This window comes from Alteromonas algae, assembly GCF_049117195.1.
Taxonomy (GTDB): Bacteria; Pseudomonadota; Gammaproteobacteria; order Enterobacterales; family Alteromonadaceae; genus Alteromonas.
Window position 1 is genome coordinate 572,383 of sequence record NZ_CP185260.1, and the last position, 20,410, is coordinate 592,792.

Annotated in this window: 19 protein-coding genes; 7 read left to right on the forward strand and 12 right to left on the reverse strand. The window is 46.0% G+C overall.

Annotated elements, in window-relative coordinates:
* Positions 1-52: 52 nt before the first annotated feature.
* On the reverse strand, positions 53-1,216 hold the full coding sequence (gene fadA / locus ACOJRU_RS02590) for an acetyl-CoA C-acyltransferase FadA (RefSeq protein ID WP_421133502.1): 1,164 nt from the start codon (positions 1,214-1,216) through the stop codon (positions 53-55).
* Positions 1,217-1,234: 18 nt separating this feature from the next.
* Positions 1,235-3,385, reverse strand: a complete 2,151-nt coding sequence (fadB, locus tag ACOJRU_RS02595; protein WP_421133503.1) for a fatty acid oxidation complex subunit alpha FadB — start codon at positions 3,383-3,385, stop codon at positions 1,235-1,237.
* A gap of 465 nt (positions 3,386-3,850) precedes the next feature.
* On the opposite strand from fadB, the gene ACOJRU_RS02600 reads away from it, so the two are divergent.
* From ACOJRU_RS02600 to ACOJRU_RS02610, 3 genes are all read left to right on the forward strand, one after another.
* Positions 3,851-5,884: a transglycosylase SLT domain-containing protein gene (locus ACOJRU_RS02600; RefSeq protein ID WP_421133504.1), complete on the forward strand. Its 2,034-nt coding sequence runs from the start codon at positions 3,851-3,853 to the stop codon at positions 5,882-5,884.
* A 75-nt stretch (positions 5,885-5,959) separates the two neighbouring features.
* Complete coding sequence (gene pepQ / locus ACOJRU_RS02605) at positions 5,960-7,279, forward strand: Xaa-Pro dipeptidase (RefSeq protein WP_421133505.1); 1,320 nt, start codon at positions 5,960-5,962, stop codon at positions 7,277-7,279.
* A 205-nt stretch (positions 7,280-7,484) separates the two neighbouring features.
* Positions 7,485-8,144 (forward strand): ZIP family metal transporter, encoded by a 660-nt coding sequence (locus ACOJRU_RS02610; protein WP_421134696.1) that lies wholly within the window; start codon positions 7,485-7,487, stop codon positions 8,142-8,144.
* 49 nt (positions 8,145-8,193) lie between these two features.
* On the opposite strand, the gene ispB is transcribed toward ACOJRU_RS02610, so the two are convergent.
* Positions 8,194-9,168, reverse strand: a complete 975-nt coding sequence (gene ispB / locus ACOJRU_RS02615) for an octaprenyl diphosphate synthase (protein ID WP_421133506.1) — start codon at positions 9,166-9,168, stop codon at positions 8,194-8,196.
* Positions 9,169-9,888: 720 nt separating this feature from the next.
* On the opposite strand from ispB, the gene rplU reads away from it, so the two are divergent.
* The 4 genes from rplU to folA all read left to right on the forward strand — a co-directional run bounded on the left by rplU (position 9,889) and on the right by folA (position 12,508).
* Positions 9,889-10,200 (forward strand): 50S ribosomal protein L21, encoded by a 312-nt coding sequence (gene rplU, locus ACOJRU_RS02620; protein WP_216024709.1) that lies wholly within the window; start codon positions 9,889-9,891, stop codon positions 10,198-10,200.
* Between the two features lie 15 nt (positions 10,201-10,215).
* On the forward strand, positions 10,216-10,473 hold the full coding sequence (gene rpmA, locus ACOJRU_RS02625) for a 50S ribosomal protein L27 (protein ID WP_012517170.1): 258 nt from the start codon (positions 10,216-10,218) through the stop codon (positions 10,471-10,473).
* 246 nt (positions 10,474-10,719) lie between these two features.
* A complete protein-coding gene (gene cgtA / locus ACOJRU_RS02630) occupies positions 10,720-11,889 on the forward strand; it encodes an Obg family GTPase CgtA (protein ID WP_421133507.1) in 1,170 nt (389 codons plus the stop codon).
* A 118-nt stretch (positions 11,890-12,007) separates the two neighbouring features.
* Positions 12,008-12,508 (forward strand): type 3 dihydrofolate reductase, encoded by a 501-nt coding sequence (folA, locus tag ACOJRU_RS02635; RefSeq protein ID WP_421133508.1) that lies wholly within the window; start codon positions 12,008-12,010, stop codon positions 12,506-12,508.
* 91 nt (positions 12,509-12,599) lie between these two features.
* Here folA and rpoS read toward each other — a convergent pair whose 3' ends face one another.
* The 9 genes from rpoS to ACOJRU_RS02680 all read right to left on the reverse strand — a co-directional run bounded on the left by rpoS (position 12,600) and on the right by ACOJRU_RS02680 (position 20,258).
* Positions 12,600-13,589 carry an RNA polymerase sigma factor RpoS gene (gene rpoS, locus ACOJRU_RS02640; RefSeq protein ID WP_421133509.1) on the reverse strand — a complete coding sequence of 330 codons (990 nt, stop codon included), beginning with the start codon at positions 13,587-13,589 and terminating at the stop codon, positions 12,600-12,602.
* A gap of 68 nt (positions 13,590-13,657) precedes the next feature.
* Entirely contained in the window at positions 13,658-14,530 is an 873-nt protein-coding gene (locus ACOJRU_RS02645; RefSeq protein WP_421133510.1) for a peptidoglycan DD-metalloendopeptidase family protein, read from the reverse strand.
* Position 14,531: 1 nt separating this feature from the next.
* Positions 14,532-15,110, reverse strand: coding sequence for a YqaA family protein (locus tag ACOJRU_RS02650; protein WP_421133511.1), 579 nt, complete (start codon positions 15,108-15,110; stop codon positions 14,532-14,534).
* A complete protein-coding gene (locus tag ACOJRU_RS02655; protein WP_421133512.1) occupies positions 15,107-15,742 on the reverse strand; it encodes a protein-L-isoaspartate(D-aspartate) O-methyltransferase in 636 nt (211 codons plus the stop codon). Before ACOJRU_RS02655 ends, ACOJRU_RS02650 begins: the two co-directional genes overlap by 4 nt.
* 153 nt (positions 15,743-15,895) lie before the next feature.
* Positions 15,896-16,966, reverse strand: coding sequence for a tRNA pseudouridine(13) synthase TruD (gene truD, locus ACOJRU_RS02660; RefSeq protein WP_421133513.1), 1,071 nt, complete (start codon positions 16,964-16,966; stop codon positions 15,896-15,898).
* On the reverse strand, positions 16,963-17,436 hold the full coding sequence (gene ispF / locus ACOJRU_RS02665; RefSeq protein ID WP_421133514.1) for a 2-C-methyl-D-erythritol 2,4-cyclodiphosphate synthase: 474 nt from the start codon (positions 17,434-17,436) through the stop codon (positions 16,963-16,965). Before ispF ends, truD begins: the two co-directional genes overlap by 4 nt.
* Positions 17,427-18,143 carry a 2-C-methyl-D-erythritol 4-phosphate cytidylyltransferase gene (gene ispD / locus ACOJRU_RS02670; RefSeq protein WP_421133515.1) on the reverse strand — a complete coding sequence of 239 codons (717 nt, stop codon included), beginning with the start codon at positions 18,141-18,143 and terminating at the stop codon, positions 17,427-17,429. The genes ispF and ispD overlap by 10 nt, the downstream gene beginning before the upstream one ends.
* A 5-nt stretch (positions 18,144-18,148) precedes the next feature.
* Entirely contained in the window at positions 18,149-18,439 is a 291-nt protein-coding gene (ftsB, locus tag ACOJRU_RS02675) for a cell division protein FtsB (RefSeq protein WP_421134697.1), read from the reverse strand.
* Positions 18,440-18,542: 103 nt separating this feature from the next.
* On the reverse strand, positions 18,543-20,258 hold the full coding sequence (locus ACOJRU_RS02680; RefSeq protein ID WP_421133516.1) for a TIGR03545 family protein: 1,716 nt from the start codon (positions 20,256-20,258) through the stop codon (positions 18,543-18,545).
* Positions 20,259-20,410: the final 152 nt, after the last annotated feature.

Consider the following 20,410-nt stretch of genomic DNA (forward strand, 5'->3'; position numbering starts at 1 on the left):
AAGGGCCCGAAGGCCCTTTCAATATTTAGCTATTTACGCGTTATTTAAACGTTTATACACGTTCAAATACAGTAGCAATACCTTGGCCTAAACCAATACACATTGTCGCTAAGCCCAGGCTAACGTCTTGTGATTCCATTAGGTTAATAAGCGTACCTGAGATACGTGAACCAGAACAACCTAGCGGGTGACCAAGTGCAATAGCACCACCGTTAAGGTTAATCTTAGTATCTAGGTGGTCCATCCAACCTAGTTGCTTAATGCACGATAGTGCCTGTGCCGCGAACGCTTCGTTAAACTCAGCAAGTTCAATATCGTCCATAGTAAGGCCTGCGCGCTTAAGGGCTTTTTGTGTTGCCGGAACTGGGCCGTAACCCATAATTGCTGCATCACAACCGGCCACTGCCATTGAGCGAATTTTCGCACGAGGCGTTAGGCCAAGCTCTTTCGCACGGTCTGCCGACATAAGAAGCATACCTGACGCACCATCAGACAGCGCAGAAGACGTACCCGCAGTAACAGTACCGTTTACAGGGTCGAATACAGGGCGAAGTGCCGCCATGCTCTCTGCTGTGCTTTCAGGGCGTACCACTTCGTCGTGATCAATAAGCTTAAGCACACCGTTAGCATCATGACCTTCCACAGGCACAATCTCATTGGCCCAACGGCCTTCAAGGTGGGCTTTGTGTGCTAGCTGATGCGAGCGTGCGCCAAAAGCGTCTTGCTGTTCACGTGTAATGCCGTTTTGACGACCAAGAAGCTCGGCAGTCATGCCCATCATACCCGACGCTTTCGCCGTATACTTGGCAAGGCCTGGGTGGAAGTCGATGTTGTAGTTCATCGGTACATGACCCATGTGCTCAACACCACCAATCATATAAATGTCACCACGGCCGCTCATAATGCCGCTTGTAGCATCGTGAAGGGCTTGCATTGATGAACCACATAAACGGTTAACGGTTACCGCGCCAGTGGTGCGTGGAATTTGTGTTAATAGTTGCGCGTTACGTGCAACATTGAAGCCTTGTTCTTTAGTTTGCTGAACACAGCCCCAAATAATGTCTTCAATTTCCGCTGGGTTTACACCAGGGTTACGCGCTAGAAGCGCAGTCATAAGCGCAGCAGATAAATCTTCTGCACGCACATTTCTGAAAACACCATTTTTTGAACGACCCATAGGGGTACGAACGCAATCGATTACGACTACTTCTTTCATTAGTTTTTCCTCCGGGTCTTATGCGAAATACGATTTACCAGCAGCGGCCATGTCACGCACGCCGTCTGAAATCTGATAAATTGGACCAAGTTCAGCGTACTTGTCTGCCATCGCAACAAAGTTCGCCAAGCCAACAGTTTCAATCCAACGGAAAATACCACCGCGGAATGGAGGGAAACCTAAGCCGTAAAGTAGCGCCATATCAGCTTCAGCTGCGCTATCTACAATGCCTTCTTCTAGGCAGCGAATTGCTTCGTTTGCCATAGGGATCATAAGGCGTGCAATAATGTCGTCTGCGTCAAAGTCTTGCTTGTCAGCTACGTGAGGTGCCATCAATGCATACGCTTCGTCAGCAGCAGTTTTAGACGGTCTACCGCGCTTATCAACACCGTAGTTATAAAAACCTTTACCGTTCTTCTGGCCTAAACGCTGTTCTTTGTAGAACAAAGTTACTGGGTCGTTATCTAGGCGTGCCATACGCTCTGGAATACCGGCAGCCATTACGTCTGCGGCGTGATCGCCAGTATCGATACCCACAACGTCCATTAGGTACGCAGGGCCCATTGGCCAGCCGAAGATTTTTTCCATTACTTTATCAACCGCAACAAAGTCAGCGCCATCGATAAGTAGCTTACTGAAGCCTGCAAAGTATGGGAACAATACGCGGTTTACCAAGAACCCTGGGCAGTCGTTAACGACAATAGGGGTTTTGCCCATTTTAAGGGTAGCGGCAACTACGGCATTGATAGTTTCTTCAGAGGTCTTCTCGCCACGAATAATTTCTACCAATGGCATGCGGTGCACTGGGTTAAAGAAGTGCATGCCACAGAAGCGCTCAGGTTTATCTAGGCTTTCTGCTAGTTGGTTAATAGAGATTGTCGAGGTGTTTGAACAGATGATCGCGTCGTCTGCTACATTCTCTTCCACTTCTTTAAGTACAATACCTTTTACTTTCGGGTTTTCGACAACCGCTTCAATAACAAGGTCTGCATCTTTCAGTGTGCTGTACTCTAGGGTAGGGGTAATTGCGTTAAGTGTTTGCGCCATTTTGGTTGCATCAACTTTACCGCGTTTCATACCTTTGCCAAGAATTTTAGCGGCTTCTGAAAGGCCAAGGTCTAGTGCACCTTGGTTAATGTCTTTCATAATTACCGGCGTGCCTTTCACAGCGCTTTGGTATGCAATACCGCCGCCCATGATGCCAGCGCCAAGAACTGCAGTAAGCTTTGATTGCGTAGTGGCTGCTTTCGCTTGCTTTTTACCTTTGCTCTTAACTAGCTGGTCGGCAAGGAAAATACCAATCTGCGCTTTTGCTGCATCAGTCTTAGCAAGGGCAACAAAGCCTTCGTTTTCAAGCTTAAGTGCACCTTCACGGTCAAGCACTGACGCTTTTTGAACCGTTTCAACCATTTTGTGCGGCGCAGGGTAATGTTTACCTGCTTGAGCAAATACCATGGCTTGCGCAGTAGAGAAGCTCATCATCGCTTCGTTTTTGTTTAGCTGTAGTGGCGCTTTCTTAACCGCACGGCGTGCTTGCCAATCAAACTTGCCGTCAACCGCATCTTTCACCATGGAAAGTGCGCCTTCAATGAGTGTTTCAGGTGCTACAACCGCATCAACCGCACCTTCAGCCAAGGCTTTGGCGCCTTTTCTATCGCGGCCTGTCGTCATCCACTCTAGGGCATTATCTGCACCAATTAGGCGAGGGAGGCGAACCGTACCACCAAAACCAGGCATTAGGCCTAGTTTAACTTCAGGTAAACCAATCGACGCAGTAGTGTCTGCAATACGCATGTCACATGCCAATGCCATTTCACAGCCGCCACCTAGTGCGAAGCCATTAACGGCAGCAATGGTCGGGAAAGGTAAGTCTTCAAAGCGGTCAAATACTTGAGACGTATTGGCAACCCACTCTAGTACTTCAGCATCGTCCATGGCGAAAAGACCAGTGAACTCGGTAATATCAGCACCAACAATAAAAGTGCTTTTTGCAGAACGCACAACCAAGCCTTTAATGTCGCCTTTTGCAACAAGGGCTTGGGTTGCTTCGTCAAGTTCGCTAACCGTTTGGCGGTCAAATTTGTTTACTGAGCCTTCAGCGTCGAATACCAGCTCAGCAAAGCCGTCATCTAACAGACTGACAGAAAGACTCTTGCCTGTGTATATCATTATCATCTCCTTCGGCATTGGCCAGGATGTTAGTTATTAATCCAACAGTAATGTAGGGCAGTATTAATAAACTAACGCGTTAGGGTGGCTAAATTCTTTACAAAGCCACTCAAAATTTCAATGAAAAAAATCAAACAACCGTTTCAATGTGCAATAAGGTAGTGGTCGGATGACTTAATTTCAAGGGCTTCATTGAAATTTGGGCTTCATTTCAACGAGTGTGCTTGTATAATGAGCGTTATTAGCGCAAAGCGCCAATCCAGCATAATAATAGTCTACAATCATCTGGTTGATGTTTGTAAACAACAGCTAACAAGCTGGCACAACGACTTCCATGGCAAGGAGCCATAACGCGTGCAATGTAAGCACCGTATCGTAAACACATCAAGCCGAAGTATCCGGCTTCACATGCATACGTTCACCGCATGGATGGGTTTAAATATTTATCAGGGTAGGAGTTTTATTGTGTCTGTATTTCCTAATGCCGTGCCTTTTTTAAGCCGCCATGTCTCGCGTCTCGTACTAGCGTTTTTTCTACTGTCATATCCTTTGTTTGCGCAAGCGAGCGTCTCAAATACGTTACCGCCCGATTCGTTTGAAGCACAGCGCCAGCAGTTTCTTACTATTGAAGAAAAGCTTAATACGCTGCCTGCGCGCAGGCTAGACGAACTCGACGGTGCCATTTATTCCTTGGCATCGTATCCGCTTTATCCTTACTTGCTACGTAAAAAGTTACAACGAACCCTGTCACTTAAACATCGTGACAAGATAGAAGGGTTTCTGAAAGATTATGCCGGTCAGCCAGCTAGTTATGGTTTACGCTATCGTTGGTTGAACTACTTGGCAGCGCTTAATCATCAGCGCGTATTCTTGCATAATTACCGAGGAGGAATGGGAGCTAAGTTAACCTGCGTTGCGCTTAATTATCGGTTACAAAGCGAAGAAGATGCAGAAAAAGTACTCTCAGAGGTCGATAACTTGTGGTACCACGGGCAGTCTCAACCCGACGAGTGCGATCCGCTTTTCAAAGCGTGGCGTAAAGCGGGCATGATGACGCCTGAAAAAGTGATTAAGCGTATTGAAATCGCAGCAAAGGAAAAGAACCGAGCCATCATTCCATACCTGAAACGCCGACTGCCTAAAGACTATCAGTACATTGGCGACGCATGGCTTGCGGTAACGCGCAATACCAACGCTGCAAACACGAAAAGATGGTTTCCGCTAAAGCACAAAGCATATGAAGCAGAGGTGCTAACGTGGGCCATTGAAAAATTGGCCTGGAAAAATGCCGAGAAGGCAGCCAAAGCGTACGGATATTACCATGCTAAGTCGTTATTTAGTCAGCCTCAACAGCATATGATCCGCCGCGCTATTGCGCTCAGTTTCACATTAGGAAGACAGCCAGAAGCACACAGTTGGCTAGAGCGTGCCGACATAGCAGGCGCGAATGATGACGTTAAACGATGGCACATAGCTCACTTGTTGCGCAATAAGCAGTGGCAAGAGGTAATCGACATCATCAACAGCGCTCCACAATACCTTCAAGATGAAGAGAATTACCGCTATTGGCGTGCCCGAGCGCTCGAAGAGCAAGGCAATACCATGCAAGCCACGGTGCTATATACACAACTTGCACAAGAGCGCCATTATTACGGTTTTATGGCAAGTGCACACGTCGGGGCGTTACCGCACTTAGCGCATCAGTCGGCTGTTACGAATAACCAGAAAAAACAAAAAATTGTGCAAACACCCGCTACATTGCGCGCATTAGAATTTTATCGTCTCGCGCGTTTCACCAGTGCGCGTCGTGAATGGCATTATTTGCTATCCATATTGCCAAAAAGCGATATTACGGAGGCAGGTATATTGGCCTACGAATGGGGCGTATACGACCAAGCAATAACCAGTTTTGCGCGTAGTGGCGAGTGGGATGATGTAGAGCGGCGTTTTCCGCTCGCCTTTAATGATGCCTTTACGCAAAAGTCCGCCGCCTACGACATCGACAAAGCATTCGCCATGGCGATTGCTCGCAGAGAAAGTTCGTTTCGGGCAGATGCGGTGTCGCCGGTGGGGGCAGCGGGGTTAATGCAAATTATGCCGGGTACCGCACAGTATTTGGCCAAGCAAAAAGTCAGTCGTAATACCCTATTTCAGGTTGACGACAATGTAGAGTACGGCGTGCAGTACTTGCGCTATCTCATGGACAAACTTGATAACAACCCGGTGTTGGTATCAGCGTCCTACAATGCTGGATGGCGAAAGGTGTTAGAGTGGTTACCTGCCAATGAATCGCTACCGGTCGATATTTGGATTGAAAACATTCCATATCGAGAAACCCGCCACTATGTTAAAGCGGTGTTGGCATACCAGCATATTTACGAGCAGCAGCTAGGATTGAACCAAAACATGTTCCCGTCACTAACAAAAGAGGTTATTCCCAGTGCAGCGTCAGTAACGACGAACCCAGACACTGGCCGTTTGCAATTAGCGCCGCGCTAATTGCAAAGGGGCTTGTGGTACACTGTACAACGATCAAAATTACGTAAAAATAAAAACGACAGAAAAAGAGGGGTTATGTCAGACCATCAGGCAACCTATAAGCAACATATAGAAGAGCTTCAAGCACGCACTCGAGAGGCGCTGCAGCGCGAAGGGCTAGACGGATTAGTTATCCACTCAGGCCAAGGTAAACGATTATTTTTAGATGATAATCATTACCCGTTTAAGGTTAACCCACAGTTTAAAGCGTGGGTGCCGGTAATAGACAACCCAAACTGTTGGTTAGTGGTAAACGGTGTCGATAAACCTACGCTGATTTTTTATCGCCCTGAAGATTTTTGGCATAAAGTGCCCCCAGAGCCAAACGCATTTTGGACAGACAGTTTCAATATTGTGCTTCTGCAGCAAGCCGATGCGGTAGAGAAACATCTCCCTTACGATAAATCTCGATTTGCCTATGTGGGTGAATATATCGAAGTGGCGAAAGCGTTAGGGTTTGAAAACGTAAACCCTGACCGGGTGTTGCATTATTTTCATTATCAAAGAGCGTTTAAAACCGATTACGAGCTAGACTGCATGCGCGAAGCGAATACGCTTGCGGTAGCCGGCCATAAAGCAGCAGAAGCTGCATTTAGGCAGGGTAAAAGTGAATTCGACATTAACCTTGCATACGCAGCGGCATGCAGACAAGGTGATAATGACGTCCCTTACACTAGCATTGTTGCGCTTAACGAACATGCGTCGATATTGCACTACATGCAGTGCGATACCCAAGCGCCAAGTGAATCTCGTTCATTCCTTATCGATGCCGGCGCCAATTACCACGGTTATGCTGCTGATATAACCCGTACCTACAGTCAAAACTCGGCCCTGTTTGCAGACCTTATCAGTGCAGTCGACAAGGTTACCGTAACATTGGCCGACGCGCTAAAGCCTGGCGTAGCGTACACCGATATTCATCTTTTAGCCCACGATGGCATTGCGCAAATCTTGCAAGATACAGGGTTAGTTAATTTAAATGCCCCCGACATTGTTGAACAAGGAATAACACGAACGTTCTTCCCTCATGGAATTGGTCATTTCTTAGGGTTACAGGTGCACGATGTAGGCGGGTTAGTCAACGATGACAGAGGCACCCCTAAACCTGCGCCTGAGTCTCATCCGTTCTTACGATGCACCCGTATTGTCGAGCCCAAGCAAGTGTTTACTATCGAGCCTGGTTTGTATTTTATCGATAGCTTGCTGCGCGATTTAAAAGCAACGCCAGCATCTAAATACATCAATTGGGACACGGTTGCCGCGTACAAACCTTTCGGTGGTATTCGTATTGAAGATAATATTATTGTACATCGAGATCGTAACGAAAATATGACCCGCGAACGCGGTTTGAATTAACCATTACGTTGGTGCTATACATCACATGGTGTATACAATTTTAAAAAGCAGCCCTAGGCTGCTTTTTTTATTGCTGCATGCTTACGGGTATGCATTTTGCGTGATAAAAAGTAACTAGCGAACGCAATAGATAACGTAGGAAGTGAACGTGGCACAAGTGGATATCATCGATGTTGTAATAACCGCAACAATAGCAGGTTTAGCAATGCCGGCTGGGGCCTGGCTAGCAACAGTGAATAGCATTCGACCAAAGTGGTTAGAGAAGGAAATTCGTCACGGCATCTTAGCATTAGGCGCAGGGGCGCTAGTATCCGCTGTCGCGTTAGTGCTTGTACCCGAGGGAATGAAAGACTTGTCGTTACTCATGGTATCACTGTGTTTTATATCCGGCGCGCTGGCGTTTATGGCGCTCGACATCTACTTAGCCAAAAAGAAAACCGCAGGCAGTCAATTGGCGGCTATGCTCAGTGACTTTGTTCCAGAATCACTGGCGCTTGGCACTACCGCAGCGCTTGGGGGCGGAACCATGCTGTTGGGAATACTCATCACCGTGCAGAATTTACCCGAAGGGTTTAATGCCTATCGTGAAATGGTGCATGAGAACAAAAAACGCAGTACCACACTCATTCTACTTTTTGCACTAATGGGGTTGCTTGGTCCTATCATGAGCCTTATTGGGTTTTACTATCTATCTCAATACCCCATGGTAATGAGTGGGCTAATGCTGTTTGCGGCAGGTGGCATTCTTTATTCAGTATTTCAAGATATCGCGCCTCAAATCCGCATGGAAAACCATTGGCTCCCGCCACTTGGCGGCATACTTGGTTTCTTGATTGGCATTATTGGGTATGCAATAGAAGGCTAGTTATCAAAAAAGGCGCCATTCAGGCGCCTTTTTTAACGTGATTACAGCGCTAGCTGGTGCGTTCAACAGAAATGTGCGCAAGGGCAATAAGCGCGTCTTTGTACGCAGAATCAGGAATGGCATCTAAGCTATTAATCGCCATCTCTACTTCTTTGTGTGCGCAGCTTTGAGTGTATTTAAGCGCCCCGGTCGATTCCATAATACCTTGAATACGCGTTAGGTGTTCCAAGCCGTTACTTTTTTCAATCGCTTCACGTATAAGCTGTTTATCGTCTTCGCTGTTGGCATGCCACATAGCATAAAGAAGTGGAAGGGTAGGCTTACCTTCGGCAAGGTCGTCCCCTGCGTTTTTGCCCATTTCTTCGCTGTCAGCCATATAATCCAAAATATCATCGGCTAGCTGAAACGCAGTACCAAGGTGCTTACCATACTCCTGCATGGCGTGCTCTACCGCGTCGTTCTGGTCTGTTAAAACAGCGGCTAGTTGCGTCGCAGCTTCAAATAACCGTGCAGTCTTACCGTAAATAACGTCGAAATAGCGCGCTTCCGTGGTGGTTGCATCGTTGCAGTTCATTAGCTGCAACACTTCACCTTCGGCAATTTGGTTGGTTGCCTCTGACAGAATTTCCATAACGCGCATACGTTTTAAACTCACCATCATCTGAAACGAACGCGTGTATAGAAAATCGCCCACTAACACCGATGCTTGATTACCAAATACCGCATTGGCGGTTTCTCTACCGCGCCGCATAAGCGACTCGTCAACAACATCATCGTGCAATAAGGTGGCGGTATGAATAAACTCAACGATAGCGGCCAGTGTGTGATGGTCGTTATTCTTAATACCCATAGCTTTTGCACTTAACACCGTCAAAAGTGGGCGAAGGCGCTTACCGCCACTGTTCACAATGTAAAAGCCAAGCTGATTAATAAGCGCAACATCGGAATCAACTTGTTGCTGTATCAACTGATTAACGGCCTGCATGTCGTCATCAGACAACGCGCGGATTTCATTTATATCCATTGGCATGTGCGAAAAACTTATTTATCTGGGTAAAAACGTATTGTCGGCGATTGTACCTTAATGCAGACGAGTATCCACCACATTGTCTATCAAATTGTCTTAAAAAATCGCGAGTTAACGTTTTCATTTGTATACGGGGGCCGTGAAACACTGTGTTTATGTTCTGCCAGCGTTGACCAATAGCAGTGTAAAGCAACAAAAAGGTAACGCATTTACGCCCAACACCATGGCCAACACTACGCCGCTTACCGCTTTATCTGCCTACTCTTTCCTATTTTACCGGCGAATTTCAAAGCGTAATGAACGAATGGGAAACTAACAATTAACGCGTTGATTACCTTTTATAGGCCTCTAGGTGGTATTTTGAGCACACTAGTTTGTTAATTATCACTGATCTCGATACGATCTCATTTTTAAGCGGTGGCGATCATTTTTCGATCCTCAATGACGATCTCATCAAGGGTAATAACCGCGAAAACCAATGCAGCGCCCGTGAATTAACGAAAAAATCATGCAAAATTATTGCTTTCTCAAAATCTTAAGGTATAACTTACGCACAAATTAAGGGGGTAAATCAGGCGTTCTATCGCTTTTTTTACCAATGTAGGAAAAATAATCTATTTTTCTGAGAAACGGGGTTGTGGTTTGCAGATGTTTCACGTAGAATTTGCGCCCTGTTTTTTGAATTGAAGCGTCATTGGACGCAGAGCGGAGTTAACTATGTACGCGGTTTTCCAAAGTGGCGGTAAACAACACCGTGTGGCCGAAGGCCAAACCGTTCGTCTTGAAAAAATCGAAGTAGCCCCAGGCGAAACGGTTGAATTTGACAAAGTTTTAATGGTAAGCAACGGTGACGATGTAAAAATCGGCACACCTATCGTTGCTGGTGGTAAGGTGACTGCTGAGGTAGTTACGCACGGTCGTGGCGATAAAATTAAAATCGTTAAGTTCCGTCGTCGTAAGCACTCTCGTAAACAAGCTGGTCACCGTCAGTGGTTCACGGAAGTGAAAATCACTGGTATCAACGCATAATAGGAGCACGAACACATGGCACATAAAAAAGCTGGTGGTAGTACCAAAAACGGTCGTGATTCAGAGAGTAAACGCCTAGGTGTAAAACGCTTCGGTGGCGAATCTGTTCTTGCTGGTAACATCATTGTTCGTCAACGTGGTACTCGTTTCCACGCTGGTGACAACATGGGTATCGGTAAAGACCACACGTTGTTTGCACTAAAAGACGGTAAAGTTCAGTTCGATGTAAAAGGACCGAAGAACCGTAAATTTGTAAGCATCGTAGCTGAGTAAGCGCGAAAGCTTCTCGCCTAACAGGCTTAGAAAAACCCCGCGCTTGCGGGGTTTTTTGTTTTATGAAACCAACAATAGTCCCTTTGTAGTAGTGCATAGCGTTTTCGTTATGTAATAAACTAGGTTTCTTCTTTTGTTATTAGTAAACCCTTAGTATTGCATCAAGGCGTAATGGCATTATTTGGTGTAAACTAGGTGTATATATTGGTAAGTAATAACCCAAGGCATTATTGCCCGGAGTGATAAATGAAATTTGTAGATGAAGCTGAAATTCGTGTAGAAGCCGGAGACGGTGGAAACGGCGTAATTGGCTTTAGACGGGAAAAATACGTTCCTCGTGGTGGTCCTGATGGAGGCGACGGTGGCGATGGCGGTAGCGTATATCTTATTGCCGATGAAAACCTGAATACATTGATCGACTATCGCTTCGAACGCTTTCATCGTGCAGAGCGCGGTCAAAACGGCCAAGGCAGTGACTGTATTGGTAAAGGCGGTAAAGATTTAGACGTAAAAGTACCTGTTGGTACACGCGCTACCGACAATGACACGGGGGAAGTACTTGGCGACTTAACCCATCACGGTCAACGGTTAAAGGTAGCACAAGGTGGTTATCACGGTTTGGGCAATGCCCGCTTTAAAAGCAGTACTAACCGCGCACCTCGTCATAAAACAAATGGTACACCAGGTGAAATTCGCAACCTTAAGCTCGAGCTAATGCTATTAGCCGATGTCGGTTTATTGGGTATGCCTAATGCGGGTAAATCAACGTTTATTCGTTCGGTATCAGCCGCTAAACCAAAGGTAGCCGATTATCCATTTACCACGCTTGTTCCTAATCTTGGTGTAGTACGTCAAGATTCGAACCGAAGCTTTGTGGTTGCCGATATTCCTGGCTTGATTGAAGGCGCCGCCGATGGCGCAGGCTTAGGAATTCGATTCCTTAAGCATCTAGAGCGTTGTCGCATACTACTTCACGTAGTCGATATCATGCCTGTGGATGAAAGTAATCCAACAGATAACGCGAAAGCAATCGTTGAAGAACTCGAAAAGTACAACCCAAAACTCGCAAGCAAACCTCGCTGGTTAGTCTTCAATAAAGTCGATTTACTGCTAGAAGAAGAAGCAAAAGAAATCTGCGACAAGATTGTCGAAGAGCTTGAGTGGGAAGGGCCGGTTTATCAAATCTCTGCGTTCCAAAAGTTAGGGTTAGACCCATTATGCAGAAGCATTATGGACTACCTTGAAACCTTGCCGTCTGAATTGGAAACAGAAGACGAAGAGAAAGAAGTCGAATTTAAGTGGGATACTTATCATCGCAATACGTTAGAAGCCCATGACGACCTTCAAGACGACCTTGATGATGACGAAGACTGGGATGAAGACGACTACGATGTAGACGTTGAGTACCGCCGCTAGTACTACATGAATAATAACAGCACGAGCTAAATGACTACACGCCATTACCTCGTGCTTTTTTATGCCTTTTTTTTAATACAGCACACAAGGTGTTGCTAACAACACGAGAACGTTTTCAATGAAAATAGCCATGATTGCTGCGATGGCAGAAAACCGAGTTATTGGTGCAGACAACGATATGCCGTGGCACCTTCCTGCCGACCTAAAGCATTTTAAAGCCGTAACGCTAGGCAAGCCTGTGATCATGGGGCGCAAAACCTATGAGTCGATTGGGCGCGCATTGCCGGGCCGTCCAAATATTGTAATTACATCAAATGAAGAATATAGCCTGTCTGATGCCACCGTAGTTGATTCTCCCGAGTCAGCATTAGGCGTAGCACAGGTGGTTGGTGAAGGCAGTGATGAAGTCATGATCATTGGTGGCGGAACCATTTATCAAGCATTTTTACCACTAGCAGATACGCTTTATTTAACGCATATCGATGTAGCCGTTGAGGGAGACACACAGTTTCCTGATTATCAGCACGCGTACCAATGGAACGAAGTGGAGCGTGTTGCCCACACCAGTGATGAGAAAAACAAACATAATTATGTGTTTGTTACGCTGCATAAAGCATAAAAAAACGCCGGGAGGAGGCTCCTTCCGGCGTTTCACAGTCGATCTGCAAGAATAAACTCAGCAAATATCACTTCAACATGGCTGCGAGTGGTTATCCCATTTGATCAAACAAGCTCTCAAGTGACAGGCCTTGGTGACCTAGCATATCGCGTAAACGACGCAATGCTTCCACTTGGATTTGACGAACGCGTTCCCGCGTTAAGCCAATTTCTGCACCTACATCTTCAAGGGTAGAAGGTTCGTAACCTAAAAGGCCAAAGCGACGCGCTAACACTTCTCGTTGCTTAGGGTTAAGCTCTTGTAACCACCCTACGATATTACTTTTAATATCATTGTCTTGCAGGTTTTCTTCCGGACCAAACTCTTTCTCATCAGCTAAAATGTCGAGTAATGCCTTGTCGTTTTCACCACCAATTGGGGTGTCAACCGACGTAATGCGTTCGTTTAAGCGAAGCATTTTTGTCACGTCTTCTACAGGCTTATCAAGTGCAAACGCAATCTCTTCAGCGGTAGGCTCATGATCTAGCTTTTGCGAAAGTTCACGTGCCGCACGCAAATATACATTTAGCTCTTTAACCACATGAATAGGCAAACGAATCGTGCGTGTTTGGTTCATGATCGCGCGTTCAATGGTTTGTCTTATCCACCACGTGGCATAGGTTGAAAATCTGAATCCTCTTTCAGGGTCAAACTTTTCGACCGCGCGGATTAAGCCTAAGTTTCCTTCTTCAATAAGGTCAAGCAGGGCAAGTCCACGGTTATTATAACGGCGTGCAATTTTAACGACTAACCGAAGGTTACTCACTATCATGCGTTTGCGGGATGCGTCGCAGCCTTTAAGAGAGCGACGTGCGAAATACACTTCTTCTTCAGCAGTAAGAAGCGGGGAAAAACCAATTTCGCCAAGATACAGCTGTGTGGCGTCTAGGTTTTTGGGTTGGTCATCTTTACTGATTACAGAATCGCTGCTTTCAGTGTCAGAATCTGTGTTTAAGGTTTCGTCAGCTTTTAGTTCAGCCGGCATTTCAATGACGTCAGCGTCATCTGATTTTGATACTACGGTTGTATTTACGGTACCCATAGTGAATCTCCTGCTACAAGGTTTACCTTTGACGTTTCTCCTTTAACTTTTATTATTATTATTTATTATTATTGTTTTAGTGCTGGCAGGTATCGCATAGGGTCTAAAGATTTCCCTCGATACCTTACTTCAAAATGAAGCTTAACCGAATCTGTACCACTATTACCCATGGTTGCAATTTGCTGCCCCGCCGATACCCATTCTCTTTCTTTTACATCAATCGTATCGTTGTAGGCATAAGCACTTAAGAATGTGTCGGTATGCTTAACAATAACTAAGTTACCGTAACCTCTTAATGCGTTACCCGAGTAAACTACTTTTCCTTCTGCTGCAGCATAAACAGGCGAACCTTTTGCAGCAGCAATATCAATCCCTTTGTTCCCAGACTCCGCTTTATCGAAAGATCCTACGATCTGTCCTTTTGCAGGCCACACCCACCTTTTGATCTTACTTGGAAAGGTTTTTGGCGCTACTTTTTTGACACTCGTTGACGGCTTTTTGACGACCGTAAGGTTTTGTCCGTTAACATTTTTTTCACTTTTACCATACCCCTGTGACTGAGGTTGGTCAATGCCTCCTTTGGTCTTAGTTTCAATGGTCAGAGCAGTAGACTGAGTGGTCCGATCCGGGTGGGTTGGAGAGGATCTCGATGCGATCTTAGGCGCTGTCATGCGCAATTTTTGACCAGGAAATATACGATAAGGTGTTGATAAATTGTTAAATTTAGCGATATCCTGATAGTCGTTTCCGGTATACCAAGCGATCGCATAAAGCGTATCTCCCGGCTGTACCTCGTAGGTGTCTGAAGAAAAAATACCTTCCTCTTCTTCAATTTGACTATTCAATAAAACAACTGGTGCGGGCGCGGTTCTGCTGCCACACCCTTGAAACGCGAGGGAAATAACAAATAAAATGAAGAAAGAGAAAGGTGATAATTTCATATCACCTCAAAACCAAGTATGCACCAACTGCCAAAATGACTACCGCCCAGCCCAGTATCTCTACATATTTCCTGAGGGTATTCTCCATTTTTTCTCCACCCCAACGCATTAGCCCTGCTACAAGAAAAAAACGAGCGCCCCGTCCTACTGCTGATGCCAGTAAAAACGGGAAAAAGGCCATTTGTAGAAAACCAGCACTTACCGTAAATATCTTGTAGGGAATAGGGGAAAACCCGGCTAAGAAGACAACCCACACGCCATAGTCGGTAAACCATTGCATAGCTTTGTCTATTTTATGTGTGTACCCCCATTGTTCAATTAACGGCGACAACCATACATCAAACGCAAAATACCCCAGCCAGTAACCGGCAATGCCGCCTAAAACCGACGCAAATGTCGTGATGAGTGCAAATCGCCATGCTTGCTTGGGTTGCGACAATGACATTGGTGCTAACATAACGTCAGGCGGTATAGGAAAGAAAACAGACTCAGCGAAGCTCAGACCGGCCAAGTACTTTGTTGCATGTCTATACCTAGCCCAACGCAGTGCTAGGTCGTAACAGGCTCCAAATAGCCTCACATTAAGTCTCCGGCCACTAGCGGGACAAACCTTACCGACTCAATGGTCGTGGTAACAAGTTCACCCTCTACTCTATCAATGCATAATAATGACTGTTGTTCGTTACCCACGGGAATAATAAGTCTGCCACCTTCTTTTAACTGATCGCATAAGTCTTGCGGTAAACTTGCTGCCGCAGCGGTAACAATAATCGCATCATAGGGGCCTTTAGATGCCCATCCCTTCCAACCATCGCCATGTTTCATTGAGATGTTATGTAAATCAAGCTGATTCATACGGCGCTTGGCCTGAAACTGCAATGCTTTAATTCGCTCAACGCTAAATACGTAGCCGAACAATTGCGCCAATATCGCGGTTTGGTAGCCCGAGCCGGTACCAATTTCCAACACTTTCTCTGGCTTATTAGGGCTATCAAGCAATAGCTCTGTCATTTTCGCCACTATATAAGGTTGTGAAATGGTTTGCCCCTGCCCAATAGGCAGTGCCGTATTTTGGTATGCCTTATGTTTAAGTGCATCGGGTAAAAACGTTTGTCTGGGCGTACCGGCAATAGCATTTAGCACGTGCTGCGAACGTATTCCTTCGTCATAAAGCAGCTGAGCTAGCGCATCCCCTTTTCTGGAAGCTCTCATGATGTTGCTTATTATCCTAAGTTTTTGCGATTAACGCTTTTTATTATTTGGCGAACCAATGCATTTGGGTCGTAATTTATAGTATCGAAACTTTGATACGCAGTCATCTAAACGTCGCGTGTATCAAACATCCACGTGCTCGCTGTGCGGTGTTTAGGTGTTCGTGACGGGGGTAAGTGTTTCAACACACTCCCGCAATACCGACGTAGCAAAGCACCCGCTAGGCAGTGCAAACGATACCGTGAAGGTACCTTCTTCACGCTGCCATTGAAGGTCTGACGGCCATATTTTTATTGCTTTTCGTTCTTGGTCAAAACCACATTGGCTAAGAAACTCGACGACGCTTGGGTGTTGGCCTGCAATATCACTTTCAAACGCCAGCGCTAGTGCTTGGGTCGCAAGCTTGCCTTTACCCCATAACGGTGCTGAAGGGCACAAGTCCTTTGCGTCATAGCGCTGTTGTAGGTTGTCAGCTTTTCCGTCGTTGATGAAAAAACTATTTGAACCACTAAGGATGAGCGCGTCGCCTTCAATCACATTATCAAAATTACCCGCTTGTAAACGGGCAGACAGCATGTCGTTGAATAACCAGCTTCGCAATGCCGATAATGCCATAGAGCGCTTGTTTCGATGGCGAATGGTTTCACCATTAATCATACGCTCAGCCATCATCAGGTTTCCTCCACGCTGAACGTCACCCTCATCATTCACACGCATAACGCCAAAGCGCTGTTCACCATAGTAATTAGGTACACCGTGCTTCGCAATATCCTGTAGGCGCGCTTCTATGGCGTCTGCATTTTTTACGTCACGTAATGTAATAGTAAACGTATTGCCTTTTAACTGACCGGTACGAAGCTTTTTATTATGTCTAACCTGTTTTAATACCCGTACCCCTTCTAATTCGAAGGTACTAAAGTCGAAATCAGGCTGACCCGGCGCAAGAATGCCAAACCATTGTTGCGTTACAGCGTATTTATCTTTGCGACCGGCGTAGGTAACTTGGCGAAGCGGCAACGAGGTAAAGCGCGCCAGTTGTTCTGCAACAAACGCCGTATTGGTATTGGTTTTCTCAACAAAAATAAACTGGTGCTCGCCTTCGCCACACGGCTCGTAGCCTAAGTCTTCAACCACCTTAAAATCATCGGCGTATTGTTTAAATACCCCAGATGCCTCGGGCTTGCCGTAATAGTATTGCCAGTGCTGCGTGTCTAATGGCTTCATGCTGACACCAGAAGTACAACAGCATGCGCTGCTATACCTTCCTTTCTGCCCGTATAACCAAGTTTTTCTGTGGTGGTAGCTTTAACATTAATTGCATCAACGTCGACATGACAGTCATTTGCGATAAGTGCTCGCATCTCGTTAATATGCGGCGCCATTTTGGGTGCTTGTGCAACAATGGTCATGTCAGCATTACCCAGTACATACCCTTTGTCTTTTATCACGTTCATTACGTGGCGCAGCAATACTCTGCTGTCAACGCCGCTATATGCATCGTCAGTATCAGGGAAGTGCTTACCAATATCGCCAAGTGCTGCCGCGCCAAGTAAAGCGTCACACAAAGCGTGAAGTAGTACGTCGCCATCAGAGTGCGCGACTAAACCAAGATCGTGGTCTATTTTTACGCCGCCAAGCGTAATGGGGCCGTTGCCGCCAAATTTGTGAACATCGAAACCGTGTCCTATTCGCATATGTCTTTTGCCTTCATGCGTTGGTGTAAATAAAATTCTGCTAAGGGGAGGTCGGCAGGATGCGTAATTTTTATATTGATTGGGCTGGCGTCGATAAGTGCAACGTTTGCGCCCACATATTCTATTGCCGATGCTTCATCGGTAACTGCCACACCGTCTGATAATGCTTTACTAAGTGCCTGTTGTAACAATACATTAGGGAATAATTGCGGCGTCAGTGCATGCCATAAATTATCTCTACTTTCTGTATGTGATACGCAGCCTGTGTTGTCGGAAGACGCACGCTTCATGGTATCTCGTACTGGCGTAGCAAGAATACCGCCAACCACATCGTCACGTGAAATCACCGAAAGTAACGATGAAATATCATCAAGTGGTACACAAGGCCTTGCTGCATCGTGCACTAAAGCCCAGCTATCGTTGTTCATACTATTTAGCGCATTCAGTACCGAGTCTGCGCGTTCTTTTCCGCCTTCAACGCGGGTAACGTCGGGATGGCGAGCAATATCCAAACGCTCAAAATAGCGATCATCAGGGCCCAACGCTACAATAACGTTCGCAATTTGCGGGTGAGAAAGTAAAAGTTCGACAGTATGAGAGAGTATGGGTTTCCCCGCGAGTGATAGATACTGCTTAGGCAGCTCAGCGTTCATACGGCTTCCCACACCAGCGGCGGGAATAATAGCGGTAACAGAGGGTTGTGTCATGACGTTCACTTCGTTTGGGCAGGTAGTATCCGGTAAAAGGTTTCCCCCTGCTTTATCAGGCCAAGCTCATTTCGGGCCCGCTCTTCGATGGCTTCTAAGCCTATTTTTAAGTCGTTGATATCTGCTTTTAAAAGTGCATTTCGTTGTGCAAGGTTGGCATTTTGCTTAGATTGAACCAGTACTTCTTGTTCGCGCTTTAGGTAGTCGGGAATGCTGTTTTTTCCAAACCAAAGGCGATACTGCAGTAGAGCGAGTAAACAAACCAGAACAATTGGAAGCCATTTATCTTGCCACACGGTATCACCTGAATATTGAGAAGCGGAGATAAGTAAAGAGGGCACGACATCGCCCTCACTAAACCCTTATTATGCCGTGATAAAGCGCACAATCAAAGGCGCTTTATTCACCTTGTCCGAATTTTCCTTTTAGCTTATCGAAAAGCTTATTTTTCTGTTGCTCGACAACGCTGCTTAATTGCGTTTCAAGAAGCTGTTTTAATGCATCACTATCGCCCTGCGCAGCGCTTAGCATACTATTAACATCAACCAGTTGGCCCGACAACGCGCTTTGCTCACCGGCAACCATGGCATTTAATTTACTGTTAAGTTCGTCCAGTTTATCTTGCTGCGAGGCGGTCAGTTGGCCTAACGCCGCTTGGGCCAGCTTGTTATCTAAGTCTGATTTTAAAGAAAAATCGGGGTTGGCTAGCGAGCCATCAAGCAGCATGGTCATCGACAAATCGGTAAGTGATTGAAGCGCACTGGCGATGGCTTGTGTGATTTCCGTATTTCCCGACGCTTCCATAACCAGTTGTTTCAGGTCTACTTCGCCGCTGCCGTTTAGCTGGTTATCAGTAATGTTCATACTGCCATTGGTGGCCATAAGCGCAGATTTCAACATGGCATTAAGCGCCTCGTTGCCCTCGAAGTTGATATTCGACATCGTTACACCGGCCAGCGACCACACTTGCTTAGCATCTACCCCGTTCTCATCAATCCAAAATTCGCCGCTAGAGGTGAATGACTTTAATAGATCACCAGCGGCATCTATCGTAAACGTAGTGGGTTCGCCAAACACGCTGTGCGTATTGGTAATGTTATTCCATGTACTTTCAATGGTTTCATTTTGCCACAGTACCGAAACATTGGTTTCTTTTACCAAAACAGAAGGGATATCAGCGGGCGCTTCTGAGGTGCTGTCACCTTGTAGTAATGGCATCACAATTTGCATTGCAGACATAAGGTACTCGGTATACTCGGCGGCTTTATCACCAAATACGAAATAGGTAACCTGCGAAAGGGCGGCTTGGTCGCCAGCAATAACCCCTTTAAGTAAATCGTAATCCGCCTTCGGTGCTTGTTTAAGTGCTTGAACGCTACTACTCAACGCATCCTTGGCTTCAGTCGCTTTTTCACTAAAGCTACTAATTAACGCTTTATCAGCACTGATTTCCTCTTTAAGCCCTGACAATGTCGATTTCGCTTGAAGCAATGCTTGCGGGTCTTGGTAATCGGTTTCTTTTAATTGCTCGATTTGTGTTTTGTAGTATTCAATGCGGCTTTTATCGGGCAACGACGCATAGTCTTGTTTTAGTGATGCGGAATAACGCTCATAAGCTTGCTTCGCTTGCGTTACTGCCGCGGTCGTTTTAAGCGGGTTGCGCGCCAATAACTCATCAACAGTCGGTACCGCATCTTTAGCTTTACCTTTTATCTCATCAAAAGAGAGTGACCGCTCAGGTACGCGGTACACGTCACCCGGGGCGCTACGCTGTGTATCAAATTGCACCTTTAATAAATCAAGATTGTTCACTACTACCTGGTCAGATAACAAAGGCATTAGCGCGACATCAGCATACGCTTCACCTACAAATACTTGATTATGAGTAGGCTTGGTAGGGTTGGTTAGTGCAATGCCCTTAAGGGTCACCGTGGTAGGAAACAATGAATGGTCTAACTCATCGATGTTAACTTCTGCGCCGTAAGACTCGCCCAACTTCGACGTTAATACTGCTTTTATGATGGTATTTGCGAACAAGAAATACACAGCAATAAGCACAACAAAAAAGCCTGCTACATACAGTAGAATCGACTTACTTTTAGAACCACTACTCATAGGAAACTCCTTTTAACCAGCAAACTCAGGGTGAAGGTGATGGGATTAGCATAAACGCTTTTTAGCAGTCTAAAGTACTCTAGCATATTGTGCCATAGCTTCGGGTCGATGAGGTCAAAAGGGGGAGTCGTACAACAGAAGGTGCGTGGTGG

What these genes read in the sequence shown, in the direction of transcription:
- fadB (WP_421133503.1), bottom strand. Translation starts at nt 3,385, where the DNA reads ATGATATACACAGGCAAGAGTCTTTCTGTCAGTCTGTTAGATGACGGC.
- ACOJRU_RS02610 (WP_421134696.1), top strand. Translation starts at nt 7,485, where the DNA reads ATGCCGGCTGGGGCCTGGCTAGCAACAGTGAATAGCATTCGACCAAAG.
- ACOJRU_RS02680 (WP_421133516.1), bottom strand. Translation starts at nt 20,258, where the DNA reads ATGAGTAGTGGTTCTAAAAGTAAGTCGATTCTACTGTATGTAGCAGGC.
- ispB (WP_421133506.1), bottom strand. Translation starts at nt 9,168, where the DNA reads ATGGATATAAATGAAATCCGCGCGTTGTCTGATGACGACATGCAGGCC.
- ispD (WP_421133515.1), bottom strand. Translation starts at nt 18,143, where the DNA reads ATGACACAACCCTCTGTTACCGCTATTATTCCCGCCGCTGGTGTGGGA.
- ACOJRU_RS02655 (WP_421133512.1), bottom strand. Translation starts at nt 15,742, where the DNA reads ATGAGAGCTTCCAGAAAAGGGGATGCGCTAGCTCAGCTGCTTTATGAC.
- cgtA (WP_421133507.1), top strand. Translation starts at nt 10,720, where the DNA reads ATGAAATTTGTAGATGAAGCTGAAATTCGTGTAGAAGCCGGAGACGGT.
- ACOJRU_RS02645 (WP_421133510.1), bottom strand. Translation starts at nt 14,530, where the DNA reads ATGAAATTATCACCTTTCTCTTTCTTCATTTTATTTGTTATTTCCCTC.
- rpoS (WP_421133509.1), bottom strand. Translation starts at nt 13,589, where the DNA reads ATGGGTACCGTAAATACAACCGTAGTATCAAAATCAGATGACGCTGAC.
- rpmA (WP_012517170.1), top strand. Translation starts at nt 10,216, where the DNA reads ATGGCACATAAAAAAGCTGGTGGTAGTACCAAAAACGGTCGTGATTCA.
- fadA (WP_421133502.1), bottom strand. Translation starts at nt 1,216, where the DNA reads ATGAAAGAAGTAGTCGTAATCGATTGCGTTCGTACCCCTATGGGTCGT.
- rplU (WP_216024709.1), top strand. Translation starts at nt 9,889, where the DNA reads ATGTACGCGGTTTTCCAAAGTGGCGGTAAACAACACCGTGTGGCCGAA.
- pepQ (WP_421133505.1), top strand. Translation starts at nt 5,960, where the DNA reads ATGTCAGACCATCAGGCAACCTATAAGCAACATATAGAAGAGCTTCAA.
- truD (WP_421133513.1), bottom strand. Translation starts at nt 16,966, where the DNA reads ATGAAGCCATTAGACACGCAGCACTGGCAATACTATTACGGCAAGCCC.
- folA (WP_421133508.1), top strand. Translation starts at nt 12,008, where the DNA reads ATGAAAATAGCCATGATTGCTGCGATGGCAGAAAACCGAGTTATTGGT.
- ispF (WP_421133514.1), bottom strand. Translation starts at nt 17,436, where the DNA reads ATGCGAATAGGACACGGTTTCGATGTTCACAAATTTGGCGGCAACGGC.